This is a genomic window from Providencia sp. UF-183 (genome assembly GCF_058246155.1).
Genome location: NZ_JBSICD010000001.1, coordinates 203,269 through 227,430 on the forward strand (window position 1 = coordinate 203,269; position 24,162 = coordinate 227,430).

Here is a 24,162-nt window from a genome sequence, read left to right on the forward strand (position 1 = left end):
GGTGGCACAATATGAAACGCATGTTTTGATCCAATATCTGGTTTTCTGATCATTTTCCCTTGGTTATTATTTTCCCGAGCTTGTGCTCGGGATTTTTTATTTGGCGTTGAGGGAAGGTGGTTTCATCATTAAGGTCAAACCGAGGATCACCACAACAGGGGCGGTAATCACTAAAAATGCGGGGGTGAAGCTACCTGTGTAGTCCTTGATCCCACCTGCGATAAATGGCGCTAAACAGGCAATAGTTGAAATCAAGTTAACCACAGAAAATAGCTCTAAATAAGGCCCGCGGCCAAAGTAGTTTGATAGCAAAACGCTTGAGGCCAAGAATGTCATGCCGTAACCAATCCCTACAAACAGCACAAATAAAATTAACCAGAACCAAGAGCTTGCGATACTGAGGAAGATAACCCCTAACACCATAATAATTAAGCTGCCAATAAGCAGTTTTTTCGGCTCCAGCCATTCTCCAGCAGCCCCACCAATAAAACGTGAGAATGCATTTACAAAAGCCATCGTACTCAGTAATGAAACCGCTACTGTCATACCGAAGCCTCGTTCTTCAATATGGGCAACTGCAAAGCTATTTACGGTAATCCCACACCATAAAAATGACGTATAAGTTGCAGCGATTAAATAAAATTGCCACGTACGCAGAGCGCGTCCAACTGTCCATACTTCGGCAGTACGGTAAATGGGTTTGCTTGCATTACTGACCTGTTTTTGCATCACTTTTTTGGCGTGTTCTTGCTCTTGTTTACCTTCTCGCAGCATAAAGATAGTGATAAGTGTGACGATGCTGAGATAGACCGCGCATAAAACCCAGTGCATACGCCACGAGCCCAATTGGTTTGAGGCGTAGAAATAAATCCATGGCCCTGCAACCCCACCGAGCCCACCAATGGTGAAATACAAGCCAAAAGCGAGGGACTGTTTTTCAAATAATCGGGAAAGTACGTAAGTGCCGGGCACGGTAGCTAATAAGGTAAAACCAATACCAATCAAGGCGGTTCCTAAGAAATAGGTGCTGATGGTGTTGGTGGAATAAAGACTATAAAAGCCTGCAACGAACACCAAGGTGCCGAGCAATAATGTGGCTCGCACACCGACTTTACGGATTAACAGGGAAGGTAGGAAACTTGCTAACCCGCAAGTTAGACCTAATAAGGTAAAGCCGAAACCTGCTTCACTCCAGCTCCACTTTAGTTCGCTGATCATTTCGGGCAAAACAACACCTAATGAGGTGAAAGTGGTCGCAGTGGCTAAAAAATACACTAGCCCTAACAGAACTAAAATACACCACTGATAAAACGGACTAAAATGCTGCGAGGACATAGTAACTCCAGTCATGCCGCACACCTTTAGTCAGGAGAGTTATCATCTGGATGACGGCGAAAATAGCAGAATGCCCGAAAACAAGTTCGGGCATCGATTAAGGGCTATTTTCCCTATTTATTGACGAGAGTACCAGTCTAATTTTGCATTTGCCCACTCAATGCCACTTTTGTACTCATTTGGTAACAGAGGAATTAATGCGCTAAGGGTTTCGGCTAACAGTGGGCAATCGCTGTGGGAGAGGTTTAAGTGGCCAACTTTGCGGGCTGGGCGCACCTCTTTTTCATACCAATGCAAGTGGACGAGTGGCAAATTGAGCCAATCAATATTCACACCAGTACCAATTAAGTTCACCATCACCGCAGGGCTGAATACTTCAGGGGATGGCATTGGCAGATTCAAAATGGCACGTAAATGCAACTCAAATTGGCTGATTGAGGCCCCGTTTTGTGTCCAGTGCCCGCTATTATGTACGCGAGGGGCAATTTCATTGATAAGCAGTGTGTCGCCGACAACAAAGCATTCCATCGCCATCACACCAATATAACCAAGCTCATCCATCACCGCACTTAACATAGTTTGTGCGGTCTCTTGCTGGGGATTTGTGGATTTTGGGAACGCAACGCTGGTGCGTAAGATGCCTTCTTGGTGCAAATTGTGAGTGATAGGGTAAAAAACGGATTCACCCGCAGCATTACGTGCACCAATGACAGACACTTCAGCATCAAAAGGGATGCCTTGCTCGACAATGCATTCACCGTAGATTTCAGCAGGTAGATTGATTTCATCGCCGGGGCGTACACGCCATTGGCCGCGCCCGTCATAACCGCCTGTTCTGCGCTTGACTATCAGAAAATCACCTAGTGAGGCGAATAATTCAGACCATTGTTCTGGGGATTCAAGCAGTGCCCAAGGGGCGGTTGACAAATTTAAACTATCAAACAGGCTCTTTTGCGGAAAGCGGTCGGCTAAACGCGGGAAAATATCGCGGTTAATAAAGGCATTGTGGCGTGCTAATTCTTTGGTCAATGGCGTTTCAGGCCAACGTTCGATTTCAGCGGTGATCACACTTTGCTGATAAGGAACGGCTTCAGGTTCTGCATCTAGCCCAACAGGGAATACCGCGATGCCCAGCGGCTCACCAGCTTGGCGCAACATACGGCCGAGTTGACCGTTACCCAGTACGCAAACGGGTTTCATTACGCGTCCCTCGGGTCTGGGTTATTGAGTACGTCGTTAGTTTGTGTTTCACGCCATGTGGATAAGCGCTTAAAAACAGCGTCATCAGCGATAGCTAAGACTTGCGCCGCTAGTAATGCGGCATTTGCAGCACCTGCTTTACCAATCGCCAAGGTGCCCACAGGAATGCCTTTTGGCATCTGGACGATGGAATATAAGCTATCAACTCCACTGAGTGCGGCACTTTGTACAGGAACACCAAAAACAGGCACTAAGGTTTTGGCCGCTAACATCCCCGGTAAATGGGCTGCACCACCAGCGCCTGCAATAATTACATCAAAGCCGTTTGCTTTGGCAGTTTCGGCAAATGAAAACAGTTTATCGGGTGTACGGTGTGCGGAGACAATTTCGACGTGAAAAGGAATTTGGAGTTCGGTTAATACATCAGCAGCGTGCTGCATGGTCGTCCAATCACTTTTCGAACCCATAACAATGGCGATTTTTGCCGCAGATTGAGCAGAAGCTTGGGCAGTCATTTGGTGCTTTCCTGTATTGAAAAAAACGTCACCCGAAGGTGGAGAATTGAATTGAGTCGATCATATCACGACAAAGCAGCAAGGAAAACGTTTGCGTGATTAATAAATAAGCAAACGGTCGCGTTTACGACCAAGAAATTGTCTGTGGTTATTCGAAGGGAAAGAAAATCAGTTCGATGCCTTGTTCATTAATCACAAAGGCAGAACCGTCATGGTGCCATGCACCTAATACTCCACGGAAATGTAGCTTTCCGCCAATATTGATTTCATGAATGGCGGGGCGGTGGGTATGGCCGTGGATCATCCATTGGGCTTGGTGTCTTTGTAGTGCGTCAACAACCGCTTGTGGATTAACATCCATAATGGATTCCGCTTTCATGCTACTGGCATATTGGCTGTTTTGACGCATTTTTTGCGCAATCCGACGGCGAATAAACAGCGGAAGTGTGAGAAAAACACGTTGGATCCAAGGCGTGTGAACTTTTTTACGGTAGTTTTGATAAGCCATATCATCGGTGCACAAGGTATCACCGTGTAGAATTAAAATGCGCTTATCATAAATATCGAGAAGGGTTTCTTGGGGCAAAATTGTCATTCCACACTGCTTGGCATAGCGTTTACCGATTAAAAAATCGCGGTTGCCATGAATGAAATAACAAGGAATGCCTTTTGCTGTGAGCTGTTTTAGCTCGTTTGCGACACGTTGATGAAGCGGGGTGTTATCGTCGTCGCCCACCCAATAATTGAAAAAATCACCGAGGATATACAGGCTATCGGCGTGGATGGCTTGCTGTTGAATAAAATTGATAAAACCGGCGGTGATCGCCGGTTCATCTTCACTCAAATGCAGATCTGCAATGATGTAAGTGGACATAGAGGCAGGATTACTCGCTGACAGTCACTTTTTCAATCACAACATCTTCACGAGGAACGTCTTGGTGGAAACCGCTACGGCCAGTAGAAACGCCTTTGATTTTATCAACCACGTCCATGCCTTCAACGACTTCAGCAAATACGCAGTAACCCCAGCCATCTGGGCGCTCTGAACGGAAGTTTAAGAAGTCATTATCAGCAACGTTGATAAAGAATTGTGCGGTGGCAGAGTGAGGGTCGTTAGTACGAGCCATTGCCAGCGTACCACGGGTGTTTTTTAAGCCGTTGTTTGCTTCGTTTTTAATAGGCGCTTTCGTGTTTTTTTGTTCCATGCCCGGCTCAAAACCACCGCCTTGGATCATGAAGCCGTTAATAACACGGTGGAAAATGGTATTATTGTAAAAACCTTCACGGCAGTAAGTTAAAAAGTTTTCGACTGTGACTGGCGCTTTATCGTCAAATGTTTTGATAACAATGTCGCCGTGATTGGTATGAAATGTAACCATAATAGCTATCCTGAATAATTGTTTTTTGTGCGCTATCTTGCGAAAGCGTTGAGATCTGCACGTTTATATCACAGATAAAACCCGACTTGAAGTGACAGTGCATTTTGCCGGTGCTTTATAGCATAATAGGTGTGTATTAAATGCCTGTTGAATTCAACAAGAAAAGGCAGGGTAAACCCTTGCATTCTTAAGGTGATCGGGGTTCAATAACATGGTATTTTACCGATAGAAATCGATAATCATTTTTCACTTACATGGAAAAGTCCAGATGCTACAAATTTTTAATACACTAAGTCGTCAAAAAGAAGAGTTTAAGCCCATCCACGCAGGAAAGATTGGGATGTATGTGTGTGGCATCACTATCTACGACTTGTGTCATATCGGCCATGGCCGTACATTTGTGGCATTTGATGCAATTAGCCGTTATTTGCGCTATTTAGGCTATGATTTGAATTATGTTCGCAACGTGACGGATATCGACGATAAAATCATTAAACGTGCTGCAGAAAATAACGAAAGTGTTGAAGAACTCACCACTCGCATGTTAGCGGAAATGCACAAAGATTTTGATGCGTTGAATATTCTACGCCCTGATAGCGAACCACGTGCCACACGCCACATCGGCGAAATTATTGAGCTAACTGAAAGCTTAATCGAACGTGGCCATGCTTATGTGGCGGATAACGGCGATGTGATGTTTGAAGTGAAAACTGACCCAAATTACGGGCTGTTATCTCGTCAAGATTTAGAACAGCTTCAAGCGGGTGCTCGCGTTGAAGTTGCAGACGTTAAACGTAACCCAATGGATTTCGTGCTTTGGAAAATGTCCAAAGAAGGGGAGCCAAGCTGGGAGTCACCATGGGGCTTAGGCCGCCCGGGTTGGCACATTGAGTGTTCTGCGATGAATAGCAAAACATTGGGTAATCATTTTGATATTCACGGTGGTGGTTCGGACTTAATGTTCCCGCATCATGAAAATGAAATTGCGCAATCGACCTGTGCTCATGATGGCCCATATGTTAACTATTGGATGCACTCAGGGATGGTGATGGTTGATAGAGAGAAAATGTCGAAGTCTCTCAATAACTTCTTCACGATTCGTGATGTGCTCGAGTATTACGATGCCGAAACAGTGCGTTACTTCCTGCTTTCAGGCCATTATCGTAGCCAACTGAATTACACAGAAGAAAACCTGAAGCAAGCGCGTACTGCGTTAGAGCGTATGTACACAGCATTACGTGGCACAGATAAATCAGCAAAAGCAGCGGGCGGTGAAACCTTTAAAGCACGCTTCGTTGAAGCCATGAATGACGACTTCAATACGCCAGAAGCCTATTCCGTGTTATTTGACATGGTGCGTGAAATCAACCGTTTGAAAGCGGAAGATATGGCCGCTGCTAACGGTATGGCAGCTGAACTGCGTGAACTAGCAGGCGTTCTTGGCTTACTGGAACAAGACCCAGAAAGCTTTTTAAAAGGCGGCGCTCAAGGTGAAGATGATGCGGAGGTTGCAAAAATCGAAGCGTTAATTCAACAGCGGTTAGATGCTCGTCAAAATAAAGATTGGGCACAAGCTGATGCTGCACGTGATGCATTAACGGCGATGGGCATTGTGCTGGAGGATTCATCGGCGGGGACTACTTGGCGTCGTAAGTAAGCGTACGCGTCATATTTCAAACCGCAGCGTTGTTGTCTGCGCCCAGTTACCTTAGTCACATACTTATGTATGCTCCTAAGGATAACTTCCCTTGACGCCTAGCTGCAATTTGAACTATTTAGCGTATTGAATACATTAAAAAATTAGAGTTCGATAAAACTAAACGGCTAGGTATTGATTCAATATCTGGCCGTTTTTCTATTTAGTGGCTAAATTTGCAAGAAATAATTATTTTTCCATCAAATAATAAGCTCAATTAATGAACAAAATGCAGCCATCAACAGTGCGAACAATATGATGGCGCTATTATTTGAAATGAGGGTAATAATTATGGTATCACCAATTAGCATATCAATCAGAAGTTTATGGCCTGCAACACCCGTTAAAAAACGTCTCGTTACTTTTTTACAAAATCTTGTGGGAATTAAAAGGCAGCCAGTGAATATGCCCAAGGCCACTTGGTATGTTCCAAGTGCAATACCCTCCGAAAGCACAATAGCACCAATTAATGCCAAACAAGTACCGATAAAAAGCGAACAAAAGGTGGTAATGGCAGACATTGAACCGATCAAGCCCAAAACACCACCTATTGAACAATTCCTCTCTGATATTATGCAAAATAAACCCAAGGTGGTGATTGTCTGGTCATCAGCGGAGCACCAAGAAAAGCAAGGGAAAATGTTGTTTTCAGAAGGTGTTAAAGAACAGCAGTTTGGTGATTTGAAAATAAAAAAATTTGGTATAAATAAAAATGGAAATACTGAAAATTTAAAGTTTGAATGCTTTAACTTAGTCGTTATGCGAAATGGCCATCGACATGAAGTCCCTGTGATGCATGTAAAGAACTGGTCTAGTGAGCTGAACCTCCCAAGAAATGAAAATTCAAAGCTGATAAGTCGAACAGTTGAATTAATATACGAGTCAGCGAAACTGAATAAATCTAATGAAAAGAAATCAGTCGATGATGGGAAGGGTAAAATGATTCAATTTACTTTTGATGGTAGAGTACCAGAAGACATACTAAATAGTATTCGGATAGATAATGCATTGGGTCGAGTAAGATCTTAATTAGGGTAATTGGTAAGCTGAAAATATCAGCTTACCAATAATATTACTCTGCAATTTTGACTTGTTCGTCGCCCATAGAGACAACTTTGCCTGCCAAAATTTTACAGCGCTTACGGGTTTCGACTTCGCCGTCAACCTGTACTAAACCTTCAGCGATCATGGCTTTTGCCATTGCACCGCTTTCTGCCCAGCCTTGAATTTTCAGCAAATCACACAGTTCAACATGTGGGTGCCCTTCAAGATTGAAAATTTCCATGAATAACTCCAAAATACATTAAATATCGTGATACTCTTCGCACGCTTGCAGCGTGTTTTGAATCAGTGTTGCAACAGTCATTGGACCAACACCACCCGGAACAGGGGTGATCCACGCTGCGCGTTTTGATGCTTCATCAAAGTCCACATCACCTGTCACCTTGCCATTTTCTAAGCGGTTAATGCCCACATCAACCACAATAGCACCCGATTTAATCCACTCGCCTGGGATGAAATTCGGTTTACCGACAGCCACAACCAGCAAATCAGCATTGCGGACATGTTGTTCTAAGTCTTTGGTAAAGCGATGTGTCACCGTTGTTGTACAGCCCGCTAATAATAACTCAAGACTCATAGGACGGCCGACAATATTCGACGCACCAATAATAACGGCATTGAGGCCATAAGTATTGATGTTGTAGCGTTCAAGCAGCGTGACAATCCCACGAGGCGTACAAGGGCGCAAACGGGGCGCACGTTGGCACAGGCGGCCGACGTTATAAGGGTGGAAACCATCAACGTCTTTATCTGGGTGAATACGCTCAATCACTTTGACGTTATCAATCCCAGCAGGTAATGGCAGTTGGACTAAAATACCGTCAATTTCAGCGTCTTGGTTTAAATCGTCAATCAGTTTCAGAAGTTCAGCTTCTGTGGTGGTGTCGGGCAAATCATAAGAACGAGAAATAAAACCGACTTCTTCGCAGGCACGGCGCTTGCTACCAACATAAATTTGAGAAGCAGGATTCGCACCCACTAAAATGACCGCGAGACCCGGGGCCCGTTTCCCTTGCTCTAAACGTAACTGTACTTTTTGGGCAACTTCCTGCCGAATTGTCTGCGCAATCGTTTTCCCATCAATAATTTTTGCTAACATCTGTAACTTAATCCATATATGAGACACGGTGATGGCTCTATTTTGTCAGAAGTTAACGCCATTGTCAGTTCAAACTGTTACATAAAATGAGCATATAGCTATTTTAGTAGCGAAAAGCCATTGACTCGGCGCTCAGCAACCGTATAATTCAACGCCATCAGCCAGATAGGCTGCCTGCATTAACAATGCGCCCTTAGCTCAGTTGGATAGAGCAACGGCCTTCTAAGCCGTAGGTCACAGGTTCGAATCCTGTAGGGCGTACCATTCTCAAGTATTTCAACGTCTACAACAGTCCATAAAACCCTTATAAAATCAGATATCACAAGAATTCCTAGTATTCCAAGGTCTAGTTACGTCTATTGAAATCTACAACTATGTGGGGGCATTACCCCGTTCAATGAAAATCGGTGCCCCCAGATGAAGCTAACAGCCAGACAAGTAGACACTTCCAAGCCAAAAGAGAAAGCTTATAAACTTTCTGACGGTGGGGGCATGTATTTAGAAGTTGCTCCGAATGGTTCTAAGTATTGGCGTATGAAATATAGATATGCAGGTAAAGAGAAAAGGCTGGCTTTAGGTGTATATCCATCAATATCACTTGCACAAGCAAGGGCAAAAAGAGAAGAAGCCAAGCGCATATTAGCCTTAGGTGATGATCCATCGTTGGTAAAGAAAGCCGAAAAGCGAGAAAAAGAGTCTCAGGTCAATAATAGCTTTGAGAAAGTCACGCTTGAATGGCATGACTATAAAAAGCCGAACTGGTCGCAAGGCTACGCTGATGACTTATTAGAAGCCTTCCAGAAAGATATCTTCCCCTACATAGGTAAAGCTAGTATTACGGAAATTAAGCCGCTAGATATGCTAGAGGTGCTTAGAAAATTAGAAAAGCGTGGTGTGTTGGACAAGCTAAAGAAGATAAGACAGGCATGTAACCAAGTATTCCGTTATGCAATTGTGACAGGGCGTGCAGAGTATAACCCTGCATCAGAATTAGCAGGCGCACTGTCTACACCAAAAGCAAAACATTTCCCTCATTTAAACGTTAATGAGTTACCTGAGTTTTTACAGGCGCTATCTGTATGTAGTGGAAGTAAGATCACTCAAATTGCGACCAAGCTATTGATGATAACAGGCGTTCGTACTATTGAACTAAGAGCCGCTGAATGGCCAGAAATAGATTTCGATAAGGCTATTTGGGAAATACCAAAAGAACGTATGAAAATGCGTCGACCGCACATGGTGCCATTATCTACATAGGCATTAGAGTTGTTCAATGAAATACAAACCATAACAGGAAAGTTTAAATATATCTTTCATTTTGACTGCTCACTTTGTCTTTTTTAGTTATTTTCATCATCTATCTTAGTCGAGTTATATCGTAAATTAAAGTATTGTTTTAGTGTGTGATAATTCTGTATATATATCGGGAATATAAAATTATTTTTGTTGATATATATTTTAAAAGGGTAATTTCAAAGGGAGTAAATTATGTTTAAATATATCAAAAAAAGACATAGAAAAACAAATGGTTGATTTTGTTTATTTCAATTTATATTTTCTATTTATGATGTAATAGATGTTTTCCATTGATTTCTTATGCGATAAAAAAATATAAATCCAACTAATCCTAAATAGATAAAAGGTTCAGGCGTGAGTGTTTTGAGTGACAATATGTAATGGCAAAGTACAAGTAAGAGGGTCGGGTAAAGTAGCATATGGACTCTTTTCCACCATATACCTAACCAATTACGAATACAGTTTAATGAACTGATAGCCATCAGAAATAAACATAGCCAAGCAATAGCGCCAATAACTAAATAAGCTCGCGAATAAATTTCTTCAAAAAATAGCCCCAAATTATTGATGCCGATTTCAAGTAACAGATAGCTGCTTAAATGTAGTGCTGCCCAGAAAAAACACCAGAGCCCAAGTGCTTTGCGCACTTGAAACAATGGGGCAAATCGTAATAACTGAGCAATAAGCGGGATGCACGCAGTCAGAATTAATAAACGTAATGCAGCGATCCCCGTAAAATGTTGTATATCTTTAGCTGGATCGGCGCCAAGTTGTTGAGTATTAATTAAAAAAAACAACCAAAGTAAAGGAAGCAGAGCAATAAGATGAATACTCCCCTTGGTTAACCATACTGTTAGTTTATTTTCTTGGGACATTAATAATATCTCCGCAAGTCCATACCTTGGTATAAGCTTGCCACTTGGTCGGCATATCCATTAAAGAGCAACGTGGGTTGTCGAGTTACTTGGCCTAAGCCGCCTGCACCAATAAAACGCTCAGTTGCTTGTGACCAGCGGGGGTGGTTTACGTGAGGATTCACATTGGCAAAAAAACCATATTCATTTGGTGCAGAAAGGTTCCATGTTGTTTCCGGCATGTGCTCAGTCAGGCGGATTTTCACGATAGACTTAATGCCTTTAAAGCCGTATTTCCAAGGAACGACTAGTCGGATAGGTGCGCCATTTTGGTTGGGTAAACTTTTTCCATATACGCCTGTGGCCAATAAAGTGAGTGGGTTCATTGCTTCATCTAAGCGTAATCCTTCAACATAGGGGTAGGTTAACCCGCCACCAATGTAACGACTTTTTTGCCCAGGCATCTGTTCGGGGGCGTAACGTGTTTCAAAGGCGACGTATTTAGCTTTACTTGTCGGTTCCACAAGCGCCAATAGCTTAGCGAGTGGGAAGCCAACCCATGGAATAACCATCGACCACGCTTCTACGCAGCGCATCCGATAAATACGTTCTTCTAAGGGAAACTTAGTGTTGATATCATCTAAATTGAGAGTCATTGGATGGCTAACTTCACCCTCAATCGTGACAGTCCATTCGTCAGTGACTAATGTATGAGCATTATCGGCGGGATCTGACTTACCGAGTCCAAACTCATAAAAGTTATTATACCCAGTCACTTTATCTTCCGGCGTCAGAACAAGCGATGATTGGTATTCCTCAGGTTGAATAAATGTCAGCGATTTTCTAGGCAGGGTTGGAATCGCGGGGGTATCGTCACTAAACCAAGAAAATAAACCTGCATTTGCTGTGGAAGCGAGGGTTATACCAGCCGCCCCGATACCCAAAGCTTTAAGAAGTTGCCTGCGTTTCATAAAAAAAATCGACTCATCTGTGATTTGAGACGTTGGAATCCTTGGTGCTTTTTTCATTGTGCGCTCCAGAGTAATAAGGCGAATTAACTCTGTTATATCAAACGCGCAAAAAATAAAGCTGACAGTAAGATGACAAATTTGTCATCTTACTTGATTGTAGGGAATCGGAGTGTAACTGTACTGGTACCTGAGCAGTGTTCAAAGCTCACTGACCCACCATGCAATTCAACAATCGCTTTAACAATTGCCAATCCTAAACCAGAGCCTTCTGTTGAACGAGCATTATCTCCCCGCCAAAAACGAGTGAAAATTTCCTCACTATCTTGCAGTAGAGTGCCTTGGTTAGTGACTTTAATTTCTTGGTGGTTGGGATATGCCGTGATTTCAGTAATTACGCGAGTTTTTGCGTGAGAAAATTTAATTGCATTTGAGATAATGTTAACGAAAACTCGGGTGAGTAGTGTAGGGTCAGCATAAAGGGTTAATGATGATGGTACACATGATAGCTCGATTTGTTTTTCTTGTGCGTAGGCGAAAAACAGCTCATACACCTCATCAATAACTTGAAATAAAACGATACTTTCGCGATTTAACGTAATGTTCTTATTTTCGGCACGGGCAATAAATAGGGTGTTTTGGATCATTTTCGCCAGTTTATCCAATTCTTCTATATTACTGACGATCATCGCTTCATATTCGGCAACACGACGAGGCCGTTGTAATGTAACCTCATTCTGCACACGAATAGCGTTAATTGGGGTTCTTAACTCATGGGCTAAATCATCAGCCAATTGGGTGAGTTTGACAAAATCATGCTTCAATCTTTGTCGCATGGTATTCATTGATTTACCCAGCTCTTTAAGCTCTTGCGGCAACTGCGCAATATCGATAGGGTTCTTTAATGTATAAATATCCGTCTTTGCCGTGATTTGGCTAAGCGATTGAATATCTGACAGTCCTTTTTTCAATAGCCATATACTGAGTATTCCCATGAGTAATATTGAAAAGGCTGAAACCAGCATACTTTGGGTTAAATATTGAGCTAAGATACCACTGCGGTCGACCGAAACTTTGCCGAGGACAACGTGTAATGGCCCTTGTGGGGAACTCGTCACGAAATATACGGAAGAAATAGGGACTCCCTGCGCTGTTTTCCCATGGTTGATAACATTGAGACTTAATTGTTTTTGAGGGACAAATTGTCGTTGGGTATCAAGCTGCGCATTATTTGTCGAAACTAATACGCGTCCAGCTTCATCCGAGATTTGGATGATATCTTGGCGCATGTCCATCATGCTTTGGAAATACATGGGAAGTGTTTTAATATCAATGCCACTGGAAATTAACTTGGCGAGTTGGTGAGCTCGGTTAATGAGTAAGTTGTTATCTTGTTCAATGAGCTCATTTTTAAGTGAGTGATACAAAACCCACGTTACCATACCTGCATTGACAACCATCAAAGCAACAAATAATGAAATAAGCTTAAAGCGCAGCGATTTTTTTTTCATTCTTCTGGCCTATTTAAGCGATATCCCATGCCACGAATTGTTTCAATGAGCTTAACGTCAAAACTATCATCAATTTTCTTTCTTAGCCGGCGAATGGCGACATCAATAACATTGGTATCGCTGTCAAAATCAATCCCCCAAACTTCACTGGCAATTAATGTTCTCGGTAAGATTTCATCACAATGCAGCACAAAAAATAATAAAAGCGAAAATTCTTGACGAGTTAAGGCGATTTTTATGCCTCCTCGCTCTACCTCATGGCGAGTAAGGTCTATTTTTAAATCTGCAATCGTCATATTTGTTGATGTGGCTTGATGAACTTTTAAGAGATTTTTAACCCGAGCGAGTAATTCTGAGAATGAAAATGGTTTAACGAGATAGTCATTTGCACCAAGCTCTAATCCTTTAATTCGGTCGTCTACTGCATCGCGAGCGGTGAGGCAAATCACAGGAATATTTTTAGATGTCCTTAAAATTTTCAAAATATCCCAGCCATCCATGCCTGGGAGCATAATATCGAGAATAACTAACTGGTAGTTATTCTCTAAGGCAAAATAGAGACCATCACGGCCATCTTTGGCGGTATCCACAAGAAAACCGGCTTCTTCTAAGCCATTTTTAACCCAATGTTGGGTTTTTATATGATCTTCGATTAAGAGTATCTTCATGAAATTCGTATAGTGGCCTCAATTTAGTTTTATATTAAAGAAACTTAGGCGTGTTTAACAATTAAAAATCACAGGATGGTGGTTGTGAAGGCGATTTAGAGTGATAATATATTCCATTGCCTGCTCTGACTTTAGACGTATTATGGACCTTCTATATTAAATACAGACCTACTTAATACGTTGCAAAACAAATTAACATACTGAATATAAATAACTTTATATGAATAACGCTCCCTCTTTCCAAGACATAATTTATCACTTAATCGGTAGTATCCCTGAAGGTCGAGTGGTGACTTACGGTACTCTCGCTAAAATGGCGGGTTACTCCACTTATGTACGCCAAGTATGCCAAGTTATTCGCACGATCCCAGAAGGGAGTGCTTTGCCATGCCATCGTATTATTAATGGGCAAGGGAAACTGTCTGTGAAAGGGGAGAGCTATGTTCGACATAAAAAAGCATTGGTAAGTGAAGGGATTGTATTCGATTCTAACGATAAGATAAAACTTAAACAATATTTGTGGGAAGGATTGGATTGACCTTTACTTTTCATTTTTTGAAGAAGGGCAGTGCGTGCACTATGCATATAGCTCAGCAAACTTAACTCACTAGAAACACGTTTATAAATAAAGGTAATTTTTGATTACGAGTTTCTATTTCCTACCAAGCAGCCCAACCCGCTCACTATGATGTTTAAAAACATAACGATAGTCCCAAAAATACTCTTCAGCTAGCTAAGCGTTTTATCTATTTAAAGGCTAAGATAAGTCTTAAAAAAAAATAAGAAATAAGTTTAACTCAAAATTCGGGTATTTAAATGTCTATATACTGTTTTTTTTGATTAAATTTTGAGCTGAAAAAACATAAGATGAGTTAAAAGTATATGCTAATATTTTTAAATGTATCTAATTGTAAATATCACACTAAGTGTTTCTACCAAATTCAAGTGTATCTCATTGTAAATAAAGAGTTATTTAATTTAAGCGTCATTTCACTGTAACAGTTTTTAATTTTAATAGGGTGGTGAGTTTTTTTAATAAAAATCAATTCGCACTATCAATTATACAAAAAAAATATTCAGACATATAATCATTCGAAATTTAACAGACTCCCTAAAATGTATTACTCAAAAAAAAGGTTAAATTAAATGACTTATTTTTCTAATGGAATAAATATAGAAATAGGACAGTATTTGCGAGGGATAAGAAAAGAACAGAACCTTACAGGACGTGAACTTGCAAAAAAGTTAAATGTGAGTCAACAACAAATATCTCGATATGAGACAGGGAGAACTAAATTAACATTTGAAATGATGGACACTATATTAACATTATTTAATAAGACATGGCGAGACTTTTTTAATCATGTAATCGATAAGCATGATAATGAACGCCTGCAAACCATAATAAGAAATGAGTCTAATTATTATTCAATTTTGGAAAAAGACACAAAGAAAATGTGGCGTTAAGAATAAAGCATAAATTTAAAACAAGGATATGGTTGCCTTTAATAGATAAAATTAAAAAACAAAACCAAGATTTTAAATGATAACTTTATTAAGAATAATCATTATATTATTTGATTAAATAATGATTATTTTTATCTAAAGTTGTTATGAACAACTATGTGCAAAAAATATATTATATAGGATTAACTAATATGAAATTGAATAAATTTGTAGTCGGCGCAGTATTAGCATCAGGTTTTGCTTCATTTGCAGCTATGGCCGCTTATACAGGTACCCCAACTAACGGTACAATTGAAATTACAGGTGAGCTAGTTAACTCTGCTTGTGGTTTAAGCGAAGAGTCAAGCCCTGTTAAAGTTAATTTTTACCAAATTCCTGTATCAAATTTAAAAAATGGTGAGCGTGCAGGTAATGTTAAAAAAGATATCGTTCTGCAAGGTTGTGATACTACAGTAGCTCAAACTGCAACGGTTACTTACACGCCATCTACAGTAAATCCGAATGATAGCGCATTAGCTGCATTTACTTCAGGAACTGCAAGCGGTGCAGGTATTGGTTTAAGAGATAATGGAAATCAAGATGTTGTATGGGGTCAAGCTTCTACAGCGGTTAACTTAACTAATGGTAAAACAACAATCCCATTTGTTGCATACCTGAAATCTGATAACGCATCCAATGCTGTTACTCCAGGTAACTTCGATTCTACAATTAACTTCCAAATCGATTACCAATAATTTGGAACTAATTTAGTGATTGTATGCGGAGTATTAAATACTCCGCAATACTGAACCTAAAAATATAATTAAAGCGGTGTTACCCATGATAATTCGAGTTAAAAAAATAGTATTAAGCTCTAGTTTATTATGGCCCTTATTAAGCTGGGGAGGCGTTGTAAATAACACCCCCGGTGATATTGTTATGCAAGGTGAATTAATTGAGGCTTCTTGTAATATCGATCCCGATAGCCGAGAGCTTTGGATTAATTTCGGTGAAGTGAGTGCACGTGAAATTACGCCTGATGCTAATTTACTTTTGAGTAAAAATTTTAATATAAAGCTAGTCGGTTGTACGCTTCCTTCCGAAGATAAAGGTAGTGCATCAAGAGCGCAAATAACGATGATGGGAAGCACGGTTGATCGTGGTCAATTACTTCAAGTTAATGGTGATTCAGAAGGTTTTGGTATTCAATTAAAAAATTCTCATGGTGAGATTCTAAAGTTGAATACAAAGCTGCCTGATTATACTTTGCTTGAGGGGCGTAGTAGTTTGGAATTTACCGCTACATTAGTTGCTTATCAGAAATATATTAAAGCAGGTGAGTTCACTGGGGTTTTAAGATTTAGAATGGATTATTTTTAAAGAAAAAATGGATTTGCGATTTCATTGGAAATCGGATTGTTTTTTGAATGGCTAGTGAATACAGAGTAAATTACAATGATTATTTTTAGCGGAAATACAAAAAAGATTTTTGCAATATATATTGCAATGCTTTGCTATTCACCAAATATGCTAGCAAGCGATATTGTTGAGTTTAATACTGATGTATTGGATGTCGGGGATCGTAATAATATTGACTTAACTCGCTTTTCTAAAGACAACTTTGTATTTCCTGGCACCTACCTGTTAGATGTTTATATTAATGGACAGTCATTATCGCAGCAAAAAGTCACCTATATTATTGACCCTCAGGATAGCGAGAAAACCCTCGTGTGTTTTACGCCGGCACAAGTTGAGATGCTGGCACTCAAAGAAGATGCATTAAAGAAAATTCAGGTGATTTCACCAGAATGCTCGAATATTTTACCTATATCGGGTGTCAAAATTAATAACTTCGAAGGTAAGCTTGATATCACAATGCCTCAAGCATGGATGAAGTATTCAGATCCAAGCTGGGTTCCGCCTGAGCGTTGGGATACAGGTGTTTCAGGTTTATTGTTCGATTATAACCTGAATGGTTCGATTTCACGCTCTTTAGTCAGGCACACAAATAGACATTCTTTATCTGCTTATGGTCAAACTGGATTTAATTTAGGTGCATGGCGGTTTAGAGCTGATTACCAAGCAAATTACAACGAACGTGGTGATAGAAAATTCGATTGGAATCAGTTTTATGCATATCGCCCTTTAATTCATATGGCGGCTAAATTAACGCTAGGAGAAATTTATCTAAACTCCCAAATTTTCGACACTATTCGATATACAGGTCTTAATTTGAGTAGTGACGAGCGCATGTTACCACCAAATTTACGAGGCTATGCGCCACAAATTAATGGTATTGCCAAAAGTAACTCAAAGGTCATAGTAACCCAAGCTGGGCGTGTTGTTTATGAAACGACAGTACCTGCTGGGCCATTTAGTATTCAAGATTTGCAAAGCTCAGTTCGAGGAACCTTGGATGTTAGAGTTGAAGGTGATGATGGTGATGTATCTACTTTTCAAGTTGATACAGCCAATATTCCTTATTTAACTCGCCCAGGTTATGTCCGATATAACGCTTCAGTTGGTAAGCCATCTCGATTCAACCATAAGCCGGAAGGGCCTATGTTTGCGACAGGGGATTTTTCTTGGGGACTAAGTAATAACTGGTCGCTAATTGGTGGGATCTTGTTTGCTGGGAGGGATTATACCGCACTTTCAGCAGGATTAGGACGTGACTTGTCAGCATTCGGGGCTTTGTCTGCGGATGTAACACAATCGGTTAGTCGCATTCCTGGTGAAAATACAGAAACAGGGTCTTCATTTCGTCTGAGTTATTCAAAATCTTTTGATGAAATTAATAGTACGATCACATTTGCTGGCTATCGCTTTTCTCAAGATAAATTCCGTACCCTCTCACAGTATTTAGATGAGCGTGAAAACCGATATCTAGGCTTTGGACGCCAAAAAGAGATGTATACCATTACGGCTAACAAAACGTTTTGGGCGGATGAGCCTGATTGGCGAACAACACTCTTTTTAACTTATACCCATCAAACTTTCTGGGATCAAACCTCTCAAGATAGATATGGCTTGTCTGTCGGTCGATCATTTCGGTTATTTGGCATAGACGGTGTATCAACAAATATTGCTGCTTATCGTTCTGATTATCGGGGAAGGCGTGACGACAGTGTGTCTCTTTCCGTGTCAGTACCTGTTGGTGATAGCCGTTGGGCAGGGTACGACTTACAAAATAGCGGAAGTAAAACAAGTCATATGTTGTCGTATAGTGATAATAGAGATTTCAATAACTTATGGCGAGTAAGAGCCGGGCGGAGTAGTGATGACCGCGTACAGTTTGATGGCTATTACCAAAAACGCACTCAGCTTGCTGAGGTGAATACTAATGTCAGCTATCAAGAAAGGCAAACTGCATCCATTAATGGGACATTGCGCGGAGGGTTCACCGCAACGGCTTATGGTGCTGCACTACACAACAGTAGCGCGACAACAGACACTGCGCGGATCATGGTGGACACAAATGGGATCAGTGGTGTGCCATTTAACCATGAGAAGACACGAACAAACTGGGCAGGAATTTCAGTGGTACCAGATATTGTGAGTTATTACAGCTTCGATACGCGTATTGATGTGGATAAGTTAAATAGCGATGTAGACACCAACAAAGCGATTGCAACTTCAACACTGACGGAAGGAGCGATTGGTTATCAACGATTTGCCGTAGCTCAAGGTGAAAAAATAATTGCCACAATTCGCTTTAATAATACGGTGCCACCTTTTGGTGCGGATGTGACTAATGCTGATGGCATTAATGTTGCAATGCTGATGGAAGATGGATTGGCATATTTGATGGCTGTAAATCCTAAAGAAATATTAACGGTCTCTTGGGGTGGAAAAGCGCAATGTAAAATTCAATTGCCTGAAAAAATTAATCCAGGTATGTCAGTTTTACTGCCTTGCCAATAATGAAATGACAATCAGAACAAGTTTTTAAATAAGGTATAAAAAATGGCGATTTGTATAAAAAAATGGGTGGGTGGTTTATTGGTGGCTATGGTTGGAGTAAGCCAATCATATGCAGGAATATCACTAGATAGAACACGGTTGATTATTACCGGTGCAGAAACCTCTTCGAGTGCTAATTTATCAAACACCAGTTCAAGTATTCCCTTTTTAGCGCAGTCTTGGGTTGAAGATGCAAATGGGAAGAAAATTACATCTCCATTAGTTGTATTGCCTCCATTACAGAGAATTAATGGTGGACAAAAAGGTGTCGCCCGAGTCTCAAAAACAGCAGAAATAGATAAACTTCCTCAAGATCGCGAAAGTTTATTTTATTTAAATGTGAGAGAAGTACCACCAAAGCCAGATAAACCAAATGTCTTACAATTGGCGATGCAATCGCGTATCAAATTATTTTATCGACCAACGGCAATTATTCCCACATCAAAAAGTGCAGTTTGGCAAGATCAAGTGACATTTCATAAGCAAGGAAATAACTGGCGTGCTGAAAATCCAACACCTTATTTTGTCACCATTATTAGCTTGAATAATAAATTGGTTACTGAGGGCGGAAAGAAACTGACAGATTTTCCAGGGGTAATGGTTGCGCCTAAATCTCACTTAGATATTAAGGTCAATGGCGCAGGCGACAGTTTTACCATGATGTATGTGAATGATTACGGCGGCCATCCAGAACTGAAATACAGTTGTAATGGAAATATCTGTAAAGCACTACCACCGGAGCAACAACCACGCTAGGAGTATTCGCATGAAAATTAAATACTTAGGGTTTATGTTACTTGGGTTAGGAAGTTTTTCTGTATTTGCAGAAATGGCTGATGATAAAACTTCGCGTCAAACCTTACTGGATGTACACAGTACTGTGCATTTTCAAGGGAGTGTATATGCATCACCTTGTGTTCTCGAATTAAATACACAGGAACAATATGTTGATTTAGGCGAAGTAAGTGCACGGTCATTTCATCGCATTGGCGATAGAAGTACACCCGTGACTTTTAGCGTAAGACTTAAGGATTGCCAGCGTGGTGCATCTAAATCTTTTGTAAATTCGGCAGGGGAAGCAACGCAAAATGGTCAGCGTTATTACCTAACAGGTGAGAGTGCGGTTTCGTTGAGCATTGCGGGAGACTCGGATTTTTATAACCCAGATTTAGTACGAATTAGTGGTGGAGCTAAGGGCGCTGGTTTGCGCATCTTTAGCCAAGACCATGAGAATTTAATGCTTAACCAACCTAAAGGTTCATGGGTAATTAAACCCGGGGACAATAATATAACCTTAAACGCATCTTTAGAAGCGACAAGCCAAGTTGTTTCAGCAGGTAATTTTAGCGGATTAGTTAGGTTAAAACTGGAGTATTTATAACAATGTCTATATCCAACAATAAAAGATTAAAAGATATAGCGATTGCGAGTGGTTTAATAACTGCGGCATTGTTACCTCAATCTGTATTGGCATATCCACATGGGTCTGTAATACCCGATGGTGGAACCTATACATTTGAGGCACGAATGAATAACCAACTTCTGATAAATGAGAAAGACGCGGAGACAGTATTTGATTTTAATGTTACAGATTGGCCTTATTTTAATATTTATTGCCAAACTTACATGCAGCCTGGCGGGCCCGGTAATAACAATCCCGATTCTGGGATGACCTTTGATTTAATGTCAACCATACCCAAATCAATGCAAAATCCGGGTTATCTGACTTTAAATGAGTATTTCGATGTAAAAGTTGAAATCCAACTCGGTGGAACACAGCCTAGAAAAGTCGCTGTTCCTGCACCGAACTTATGGAATGGTGGCTCTGACCCCATGGAGTGTCGTCCGACGGTTACAAATAGCCGCCCATATGCAACAACGCTTCGAACAGGCTCTAGCGGAACAATAACATTTAGGTTAAAGAAACCGATTATTAATGGGATCACCATCAATCAAGCTGAACTCGTTCAAGTATTTGCAAAAAAAGGAACCGCAACTAACGGATTAACATCTTACCCACCAATTCCCTCAACACGTGTTGTACTGGCGGCTGGGATTATCACTGTTGCTGATGAATGTACGATAAATGATGGAAATCCAATTAATATTAACTTTAAAGATGTTGCAAACACGAGTGAACAATTAAATGGAATTAATTATGCAGAATCTTTTGATATTCCAGTGAAATGTAGAGGCGGAAGCTTTACTACGGGGGATTTGAACATCAAGCTGTCTTTACTTCCAGGGGCTTCAGGCCAAGCCGATTTTAATACGGATTATTATGGAACATTAAAAAATGGTGTGAAGCGAACAAACCTTGGCATTGTTGTTAAAGAGAACCTGACGGGAGCATTAATTAAACCTAATCAAGCCTACACTATGCCTAAATTCTATAACAACCAAGGTACTTGGAATTTAACTGCGGCACCAATTGCAGCACCAGGTAGCACAGTGGATGACGGTGAATTTACAGCGACAGGTACGATCCTCGCTGAATTTCAATGAGGTTAACAATGCAAAATAATAATCAAATATTAAACACAATTTATTTATCCGTATGTTGCCTTTTTTTATTTGGTTCAAATCAGGCGATTGCAGATATTACTCATTCTAATATGGGGAGTTATTCCTTTAGGGGTAATGTGGTGGTTACACCTTGCCAAATAGCACCAGGCAGCGAAAAGGTGCCTGTAGATTTTAAACAGGTTTCAGTAAAGGAGCTTTATTCAACAGGTAAATCAAAGCCCTTATTATTTTCGATTCATTTAACAAACTGTAATACATCTGTATTTAACGCAGTAACAGTAACATTTAATGGAATAGAAAATATCAATCTCCCTGACCATTTAGCGATTAATGACAAAAGTGAAGCGAGTGGGATCGGGATTGGGCTATTAAATTTAAATGAAACACCGATAGAGTTAAATGTTCCATCATTGGTACAAAATTTGAATGATAATAATACAGAACTTCAATTTAAAGCTTATGTTGAAGCTGAACCAGAGGCCCGAAGTAATCAAACTATTACATACGGACAGTTTTACAGTACAGCATATTACACATTAAATTATCAATAATAAGTAAAAGCAATACGATGAGTGTGACAGAAAACAGAGAAAAACAATATTTATATCAGCAGCCAGAGTGGGTAGTGTTAGGTTGTGTGGTTATTTTTTTTGGTATAATACTTCATGTCTATTTTCCTAATTTAGGTGGTGCTGGGTTTTCATTACCATTAAATATTATTAGTGCTTTTTTTCTGGCATTGTTTGTGCTGTTAGCTTCTTTTTTGCAGATAAAAAAAAAGGGTATAACCTATTCGATAGCAAGTAATTTTATTTCATTAGGATTAATAATCTTAATGGCATTATGCTTTTTTTCGCCTGATAATTATCGTTACAATGCTTACTTAACAGCATATTGGATATTAGGGATATTAATATTTTATCAGGGTTTAATTCAGTTTAATATTTCAAGCATAGGCCGTGAAATTATACTTTGTGGAATACTTATTGCTGCTACTATAGAAAGTATATTGGCAATGCTTCAAGTTTTTAATCTATTGCCAGTAATAGGACTGCCTTATCCCCCTTTAAATGGAGATAGGCCTTATGGAGTATTTCAACAGGTTAATGTTTTTTCTAGCTTCACTTGTGTGGGAATTGCAAGTGCAGTGGGTTTATTGATTAAAATAAAGAATATTAAATGGCCTTTAGTAGGCTTTATTACTGCTGCTTTGGTTTTGATGAGTGCAACTTTACCTTTATCTCAATCATTAACAGGTTATTTAAATTTATTTTTTATTTTTATTGTTTTTTATTTATTTGCAAAGTATTATCGTAAGAATGTTTTATTTGTTTTTGCATTTGTTATTCTTGGTTTAATTATTGGTTATGGAATAAAAAATGGCCTTAATATAATAGATGCAACTGAAAGTAAATTAAATACATCTCGTATTCGATGGGTTTTATGGCAACACAGTTTATATCTTTTTAGTGAAAAACCATTGTTGGGATGGGGCGTAGGAAGTTTTGAGTCAGTATTTTTAGAACGATTTGGTGGTAGTTTACTAGAAACTAATGAAAGAATAATGTCTCATCCACATAATGAAATATTACGTTGGATGGTAGAGGGTGGCTTTGTTGGGCTTGTTGCGACAGTTTTAGTTATTATTGGTGGTGTAGTTTTACTGCTATCTACATTTAAAAATAAAAATGAAAATTATATTTATTGTGTAGTAGCTTTACCGATAGTATTTCATATGATGACAGAGTTTCCATTGTGGTTATCAATGCCTCATGGAATAGTTTTAATATTATTATTACGATGTGCTGATTCACCAAATAAAGAATATAAACTAAATAATATGGTGAGTTACTTTTCAAAAGGAACTGTTATATTTTGCTCAGCTTTGTCAGTCGTTTTGTTATTCATGACATTTCAAGCGCAACAATATTTAACCTATATAGAAAAAACTGGGCAGCAAACGTTATTATCAATAGAAAAGCCAGCTTATCATAATTTTAACTATTTATTGATATATGACCGTTACCTGTTTGATTTGAATATGGGCTATTTATTACACTATAACGAAACACAGGATGTTAAGTACCTTAATTTATTTAATGATTGGGCAATGAAAGCATCAAGTTCATCTCCTGATATTAATATTTATGTTTCTTGGATTCTAGTTCTAAATGAGCTAGGGGAAAAGGATAAAGCAAGAGAAGTTAGATATAAGGCGAGTTATTTGTTTGGCGAAAATGAAAGATTAAATCAATTGAATTTTTAGTTGGTTATTATTGTTCTTTTTTCTAAAAATAAAAAATTCTAAAGAATTTGTTGGTAATCTATTACCAATAGATATGTGTTTTATTAATTAATATTTATCTTAAAAGGAAATAATATGAAAACATTAAATGCTATCGAAGCTGCTGCTGTAGTTGGTGGAACTAAACAAGTTTGTACTGATTCTTATGAAAGTATCATTGTTGGCGGTGTATCTTCTTGTAAATTAATTACAACTTGTACTGACAAGCATGGTAATAAAACGTACAAAGCAAAAAATGTTGATGCAGCTAACTGTTCAGGCACAGTTAAACCATAATATTTGATTTAGCTATTTTTAATTAATACATGGGGATGGATCCCCATGTATATTATTACCTTA

The 24,162-nt window shown here is 39.7% G+C and carries 24 protein-coding genes, 1 tRNA gene and 1 pseudogene; 15 read left to right on the forward strand and 11 right to left on the reverse strand.

Going from position 1 to position 24,162, the window contains the following annotated elements; genetic code table 11:
• Positions 1-96 precede the first annotated feature (96 nt).
• From AC4IFT_RS00805 to ppiB, 5 genes are all read right to left on the reverse strand, one after another.
• Entirely contained in the window at positions 97-1,350 is a 1,254-nt protein-coding gene (locus tag AC4IFT_RS00805; protein ID WP_490750381.1) for an MFS transporter, read from the reverse strand.
• Positions 1,351-1,452: 102 nt separating this feature from the next.
• Complete coding sequence (gene purK, locus AC4IFT_RS00810) at positions 1,453-2,535, reverse strand: 5-(carboxyamino)imidazole ribonucleotide synthase (RefSeq protein WP_490750382.1); 1,083 nt, start codon at positions 2,533-2,535, stop codon at positions 1,453-1,455.
• Entirely contained in the window at positions 2,535-3,050 is a 516-nt protein-coding gene (purE, locus tag AC4IFT_RS00815; protein ID WP_490735194.1) for a 5-(carboxyamino)imidazole ribonucleotide mutase, read from the reverse strand. The genes purK and purE overlap by 1 nt, the downstream gene beginning before the upstream one ends.
• Before the next feature lie 148 nt (positions 3,051-3,198).
• Positions 3,199-3,924 (reverse strand): UDP-2,3-diacylglucosamine diphosphatase, encoded by a 726-nt coding sequence (lpxH, locus tag AC4IFT_RS00820; RefSeq protein WP_490750383.1) that lies wholly within the window; start codon positions 3,922-3,924, stop codon positions 3,199-3,201.
• 10 nt (positions 3,925-3,934) lie between these two features.
• Positions 3,935-4,429, reverse strand: coding sequence for a peptidylprolyl isomerase B (ppiB, locus tag AC4IFT_RS00825; protein WP_219246164.1), 495 nt, complete (start codon positions 4,427-4,429; stop codon positions 3,935-3,937).
• A 268-nt stretch (positions 4,430-4,697) separates the two neighbouring features.
• Between ppiB and cysS the strand changes: the two genes are divergently transcribed.
• A complete protein-coding gene (gene cysS / locus AC4IFT_RS00830; RefSeq protein ID WP_490750384.1) occupies positions 4,698-6,086 on the forward strand; it encodes a cysteine--tRNA ligase in 1,389 nt (462 codons plus the stop codon).
• Positions 6,087-6,416: 330 nt separating this feature from the next.
• Positions 6,417-7,154 (forward strand): protein-tyrosine phosphatase family protein, encoded by a 738-nt coding sequence (locus AC4IFT_RS00835; RefSeq protein WP_490750385.1) that lies wholly within the window; start codon positions 6,417-6,419, stop codon positions 7,152-7,154.
• A gap of 43 nt (positions 7,155-7,197) precedes the next feature.
• Here the strand turns inward: AC4IFT_RS00835 and ybcJ are convergent, their stop codons facing one another.
• Positions 7,198-7,410 (reverse strand): ribosome-associated protein YbcJ, encoded by a 213-nt coding sequence (ybcJ, locus tag AC4IFT_RS00840; protein WP_219246167.1) that lies wholly within the window; start codon positions 7,408-7,410, stop codon positions 7,198-7,200.
• A gap of 18 nt (positions 7,411-7,428) precedes the next feature.
• Positions 7,429-8,286, reverse strand: a complete 858-nt coding sequence (gene folD / locus AC4IFT_RS00845; RefSeq protein ID WP_490750386.1) for a bifunctional methylenetetrahydrofolate dehydrogenase/methenyltetrahydrofolate cyclohydrolase FolD — start codon at positions 8,284-8,286, stop codon at positions 7,429-7,431.
• Positions 8,287-8,473: 187 nt separating this feature from the next.
• Here folD and AC4IFT_RS00850 point away from each other — a divergent pair.
• Both AC4IFT_RS00850 and AC4IFT_RS00855 read left to right on the forward strand, forming a co-directional pair.
• Positions 8,474-8,550, forward strand: a tRNA-Arg gene (locus tag AC4IFT_RS00850).
• Positions 8,551-8,703: 153 nt separating this feature from the next.
• Positions 8,704-9,540 (forward strand): annotated as a pseudogene (locus AC4IFT_RS00855) (tyrosine-type recombinase/integrase); the annotation flags it as partial.
• 308 nt (positions 9,541-9,848) lie between these two features.
• Here AC4IFT_RS00855 and msrQ read toward each other — a convergent pair.
• From msrQ to hprR, 4 genes are all read right to left on the reverse strand, one after another.
• Positions 9,849-10,457 carry a protein-methionine-sulfoxide reductase heme-binding subunit MsrQ gene (msrQ, locus tag AC4IFT_RS00860; protein WP_490735175.1) on the reverse strand — a complete coding sequence of 203 codons (609 nt, stop codon included), beginning with the start codon at positions 10,455-10,457 and terminating at the stop codon, positions 9,849-9,851.
• On the reverse strand, positions 10,457-11,464 hold the full coding sequence (gene msrP / locus AC4IFT_RS00865) for a protein-methionine-sulfoxide reductase catalytic subunit MsrP (protein ID WP_490750387.1): 1,008 nt from the start codon (positions 11,462-11,464) through the stop codon (positions 10,457-10,459). The genes msrQ and msrP overlap by 1 nt, the downstream gene beginning before the upstream one ends.
• 89 nt (positions 11,465-11,553) lie before the next feature.
• Complete coding sequence (locus AC4IFT_RS00870) at positions 11,554-12,915, reverse strand: heavy metal sensor histidine kinase (protein ID WP_490750388.1); 1,362 nt, start codon at positions 12,913-12,915, stop codon at positions 11,554-11,556.
• On the reverse strand, positions 12,912-13,583 hold the full coding sequence (hprR, locus tag AC4IFT_RS00875; protein WP_490735169.1) for a response regulator transcription factor HprR: 672 nt from the start codon (positions 13,581-13,583) through the stop codon (positions 12,912-12,914). The genes AC4IFT_RS00870 and hprR overlap by 4 nt, the downstream gene beginning before the upstream one ends.
• Positions 13,584-13,803: 220 nt before the next feature.
• Between hprR and AC4IFT_RS00880 the strand changes: the two genes are divergently transcribed.
• From AC4IFT_RS00880 to AC4IFT_RS00930, 11 genes are all read left to right on the forward strand, one after another.
• Positions 13,804-14,121, forward strand: coding sequence for an MGMT family protein (locus AC4IFT_RS00880; RefSeq protein WP_490750389.1), 318 nt, complete (start codon positions 13,804-13,806; stop codon positions 14,119-14,121).
• 608 nt (positions 14,122-14,729) lie between these two features.
• Entirely contained in the window at positions 14,730-15,050 is a 321-nt protein-coding gene (locus AC4IFT_RS00885) for a helix-turn-helix domain-containing protein (protein WP_490735165.1), read from the forward strand.
• Between the two features lie 191 nt (positions 15,051-15,241).
• Positions 15,242-15,784, forward strand: coding sequence for a fimbrial protein (locus AC4IFT_RS00890; RefSeq protein ID WP_206082842.1), 543 nt, complete (start codon positions 15,242-15,244; stop codon positions 15,782-15,784).
• An 85-nt stretch (positions 15,785-15,869) separates the two neighbouring features.
• Positions 15,870-16,409: a fimbrial protein gene (locus AC4IFT_RS00895; protein WP_490735162.1), complete on the forward strand. Its 540-nt coding sequence runs from the start codon at positions 15,870-15,872 to the stop codon at positions 16,407-16,409.
• A gap of 75 nt (positions 16,410-16,484) precedes the next feature.
• Positions 16,485-18,953: a fimbria/pilus outer membrane usher protein gene (locus tag AC4IFT_RS00900; RefSeq protein ID WP_490735160.1), complete on the forward strand. Its 2,469-nt coding sequence runs from the start codon at positions 16,485-16,487 to the stop codon at positions 18,951-18,953.
• A gap of 87 nt (positions 18,954-19,040) precedes the next feature.
• Entirely contained in the window at positions 19,041-19,748 is a 708-nt protein-coding gene (locus tag AC4IFT_RS00905) for a fimbrial biogenesis chaperone (protein WP_490735227.1), read from the forward strand.
• A gap of 10 nt (positions 19,749-19,758) precedes the next feature.
• Entirely contained in the window at positions 19,759-20,373 is a 615-nt protein-coding gene (locus tag AC4IFT_RS00910) for a fimbrial protein (RefSeq protein WP_490735158.1), read from the forward strand.
• Between the two features lie 2 nt (positions 20,374-20,375).
• Positions 20,376-21,497: a fimbrial protein gene (locus AC4IFT_RS00915; RefSeq protein ID WP_490735156.1), complete on the forward strand. Its 1,122-nt coding sequence runs from the start codon at positions 20,376-20,378 to the stop codon at positions 21,495-21,497.
• An 8-nt stretch (positions 21,498-21,505) separates the two neighbouring features.
• Positions 21,506-22,069: a fimbrial protein gene (locus AC4IFT_RS00920; protein ID WP_490735154.1), complete on the forward strand. Its 564-nt coding sequence runs from the start codon at positions 21,506-21,508 to the stop codon at positions 22,067-22,069.
• Positions 22,070-22,086: 17 nt separating this feature from the next.
• Positions 22,087-23,784, forward strand: a complete 1,698-nt coding sequence (locus AC4IFT_RS00925) for a PglL family O-oligosaccharyltransferase (RefSeq protein WP_490750390.1) — start codon at positions 22,087-22,089, stop codon at positions 23,782-23,784.
• A gap of 114 nt (positions 23,785-23,898) precedes the next feature.
• Positions 23,899-24,099, forward strand: coding sequence for a DUF4762 family protein (locus tag AC4IFT_RS00930; protein ID WP_490735150.1), 201 nt, complete (start codon positions 23,899-23,901; stop codon positions 24,097-24,099).
• Positions 24,100-24,162 lie beyond the last annotated feature (63 nt).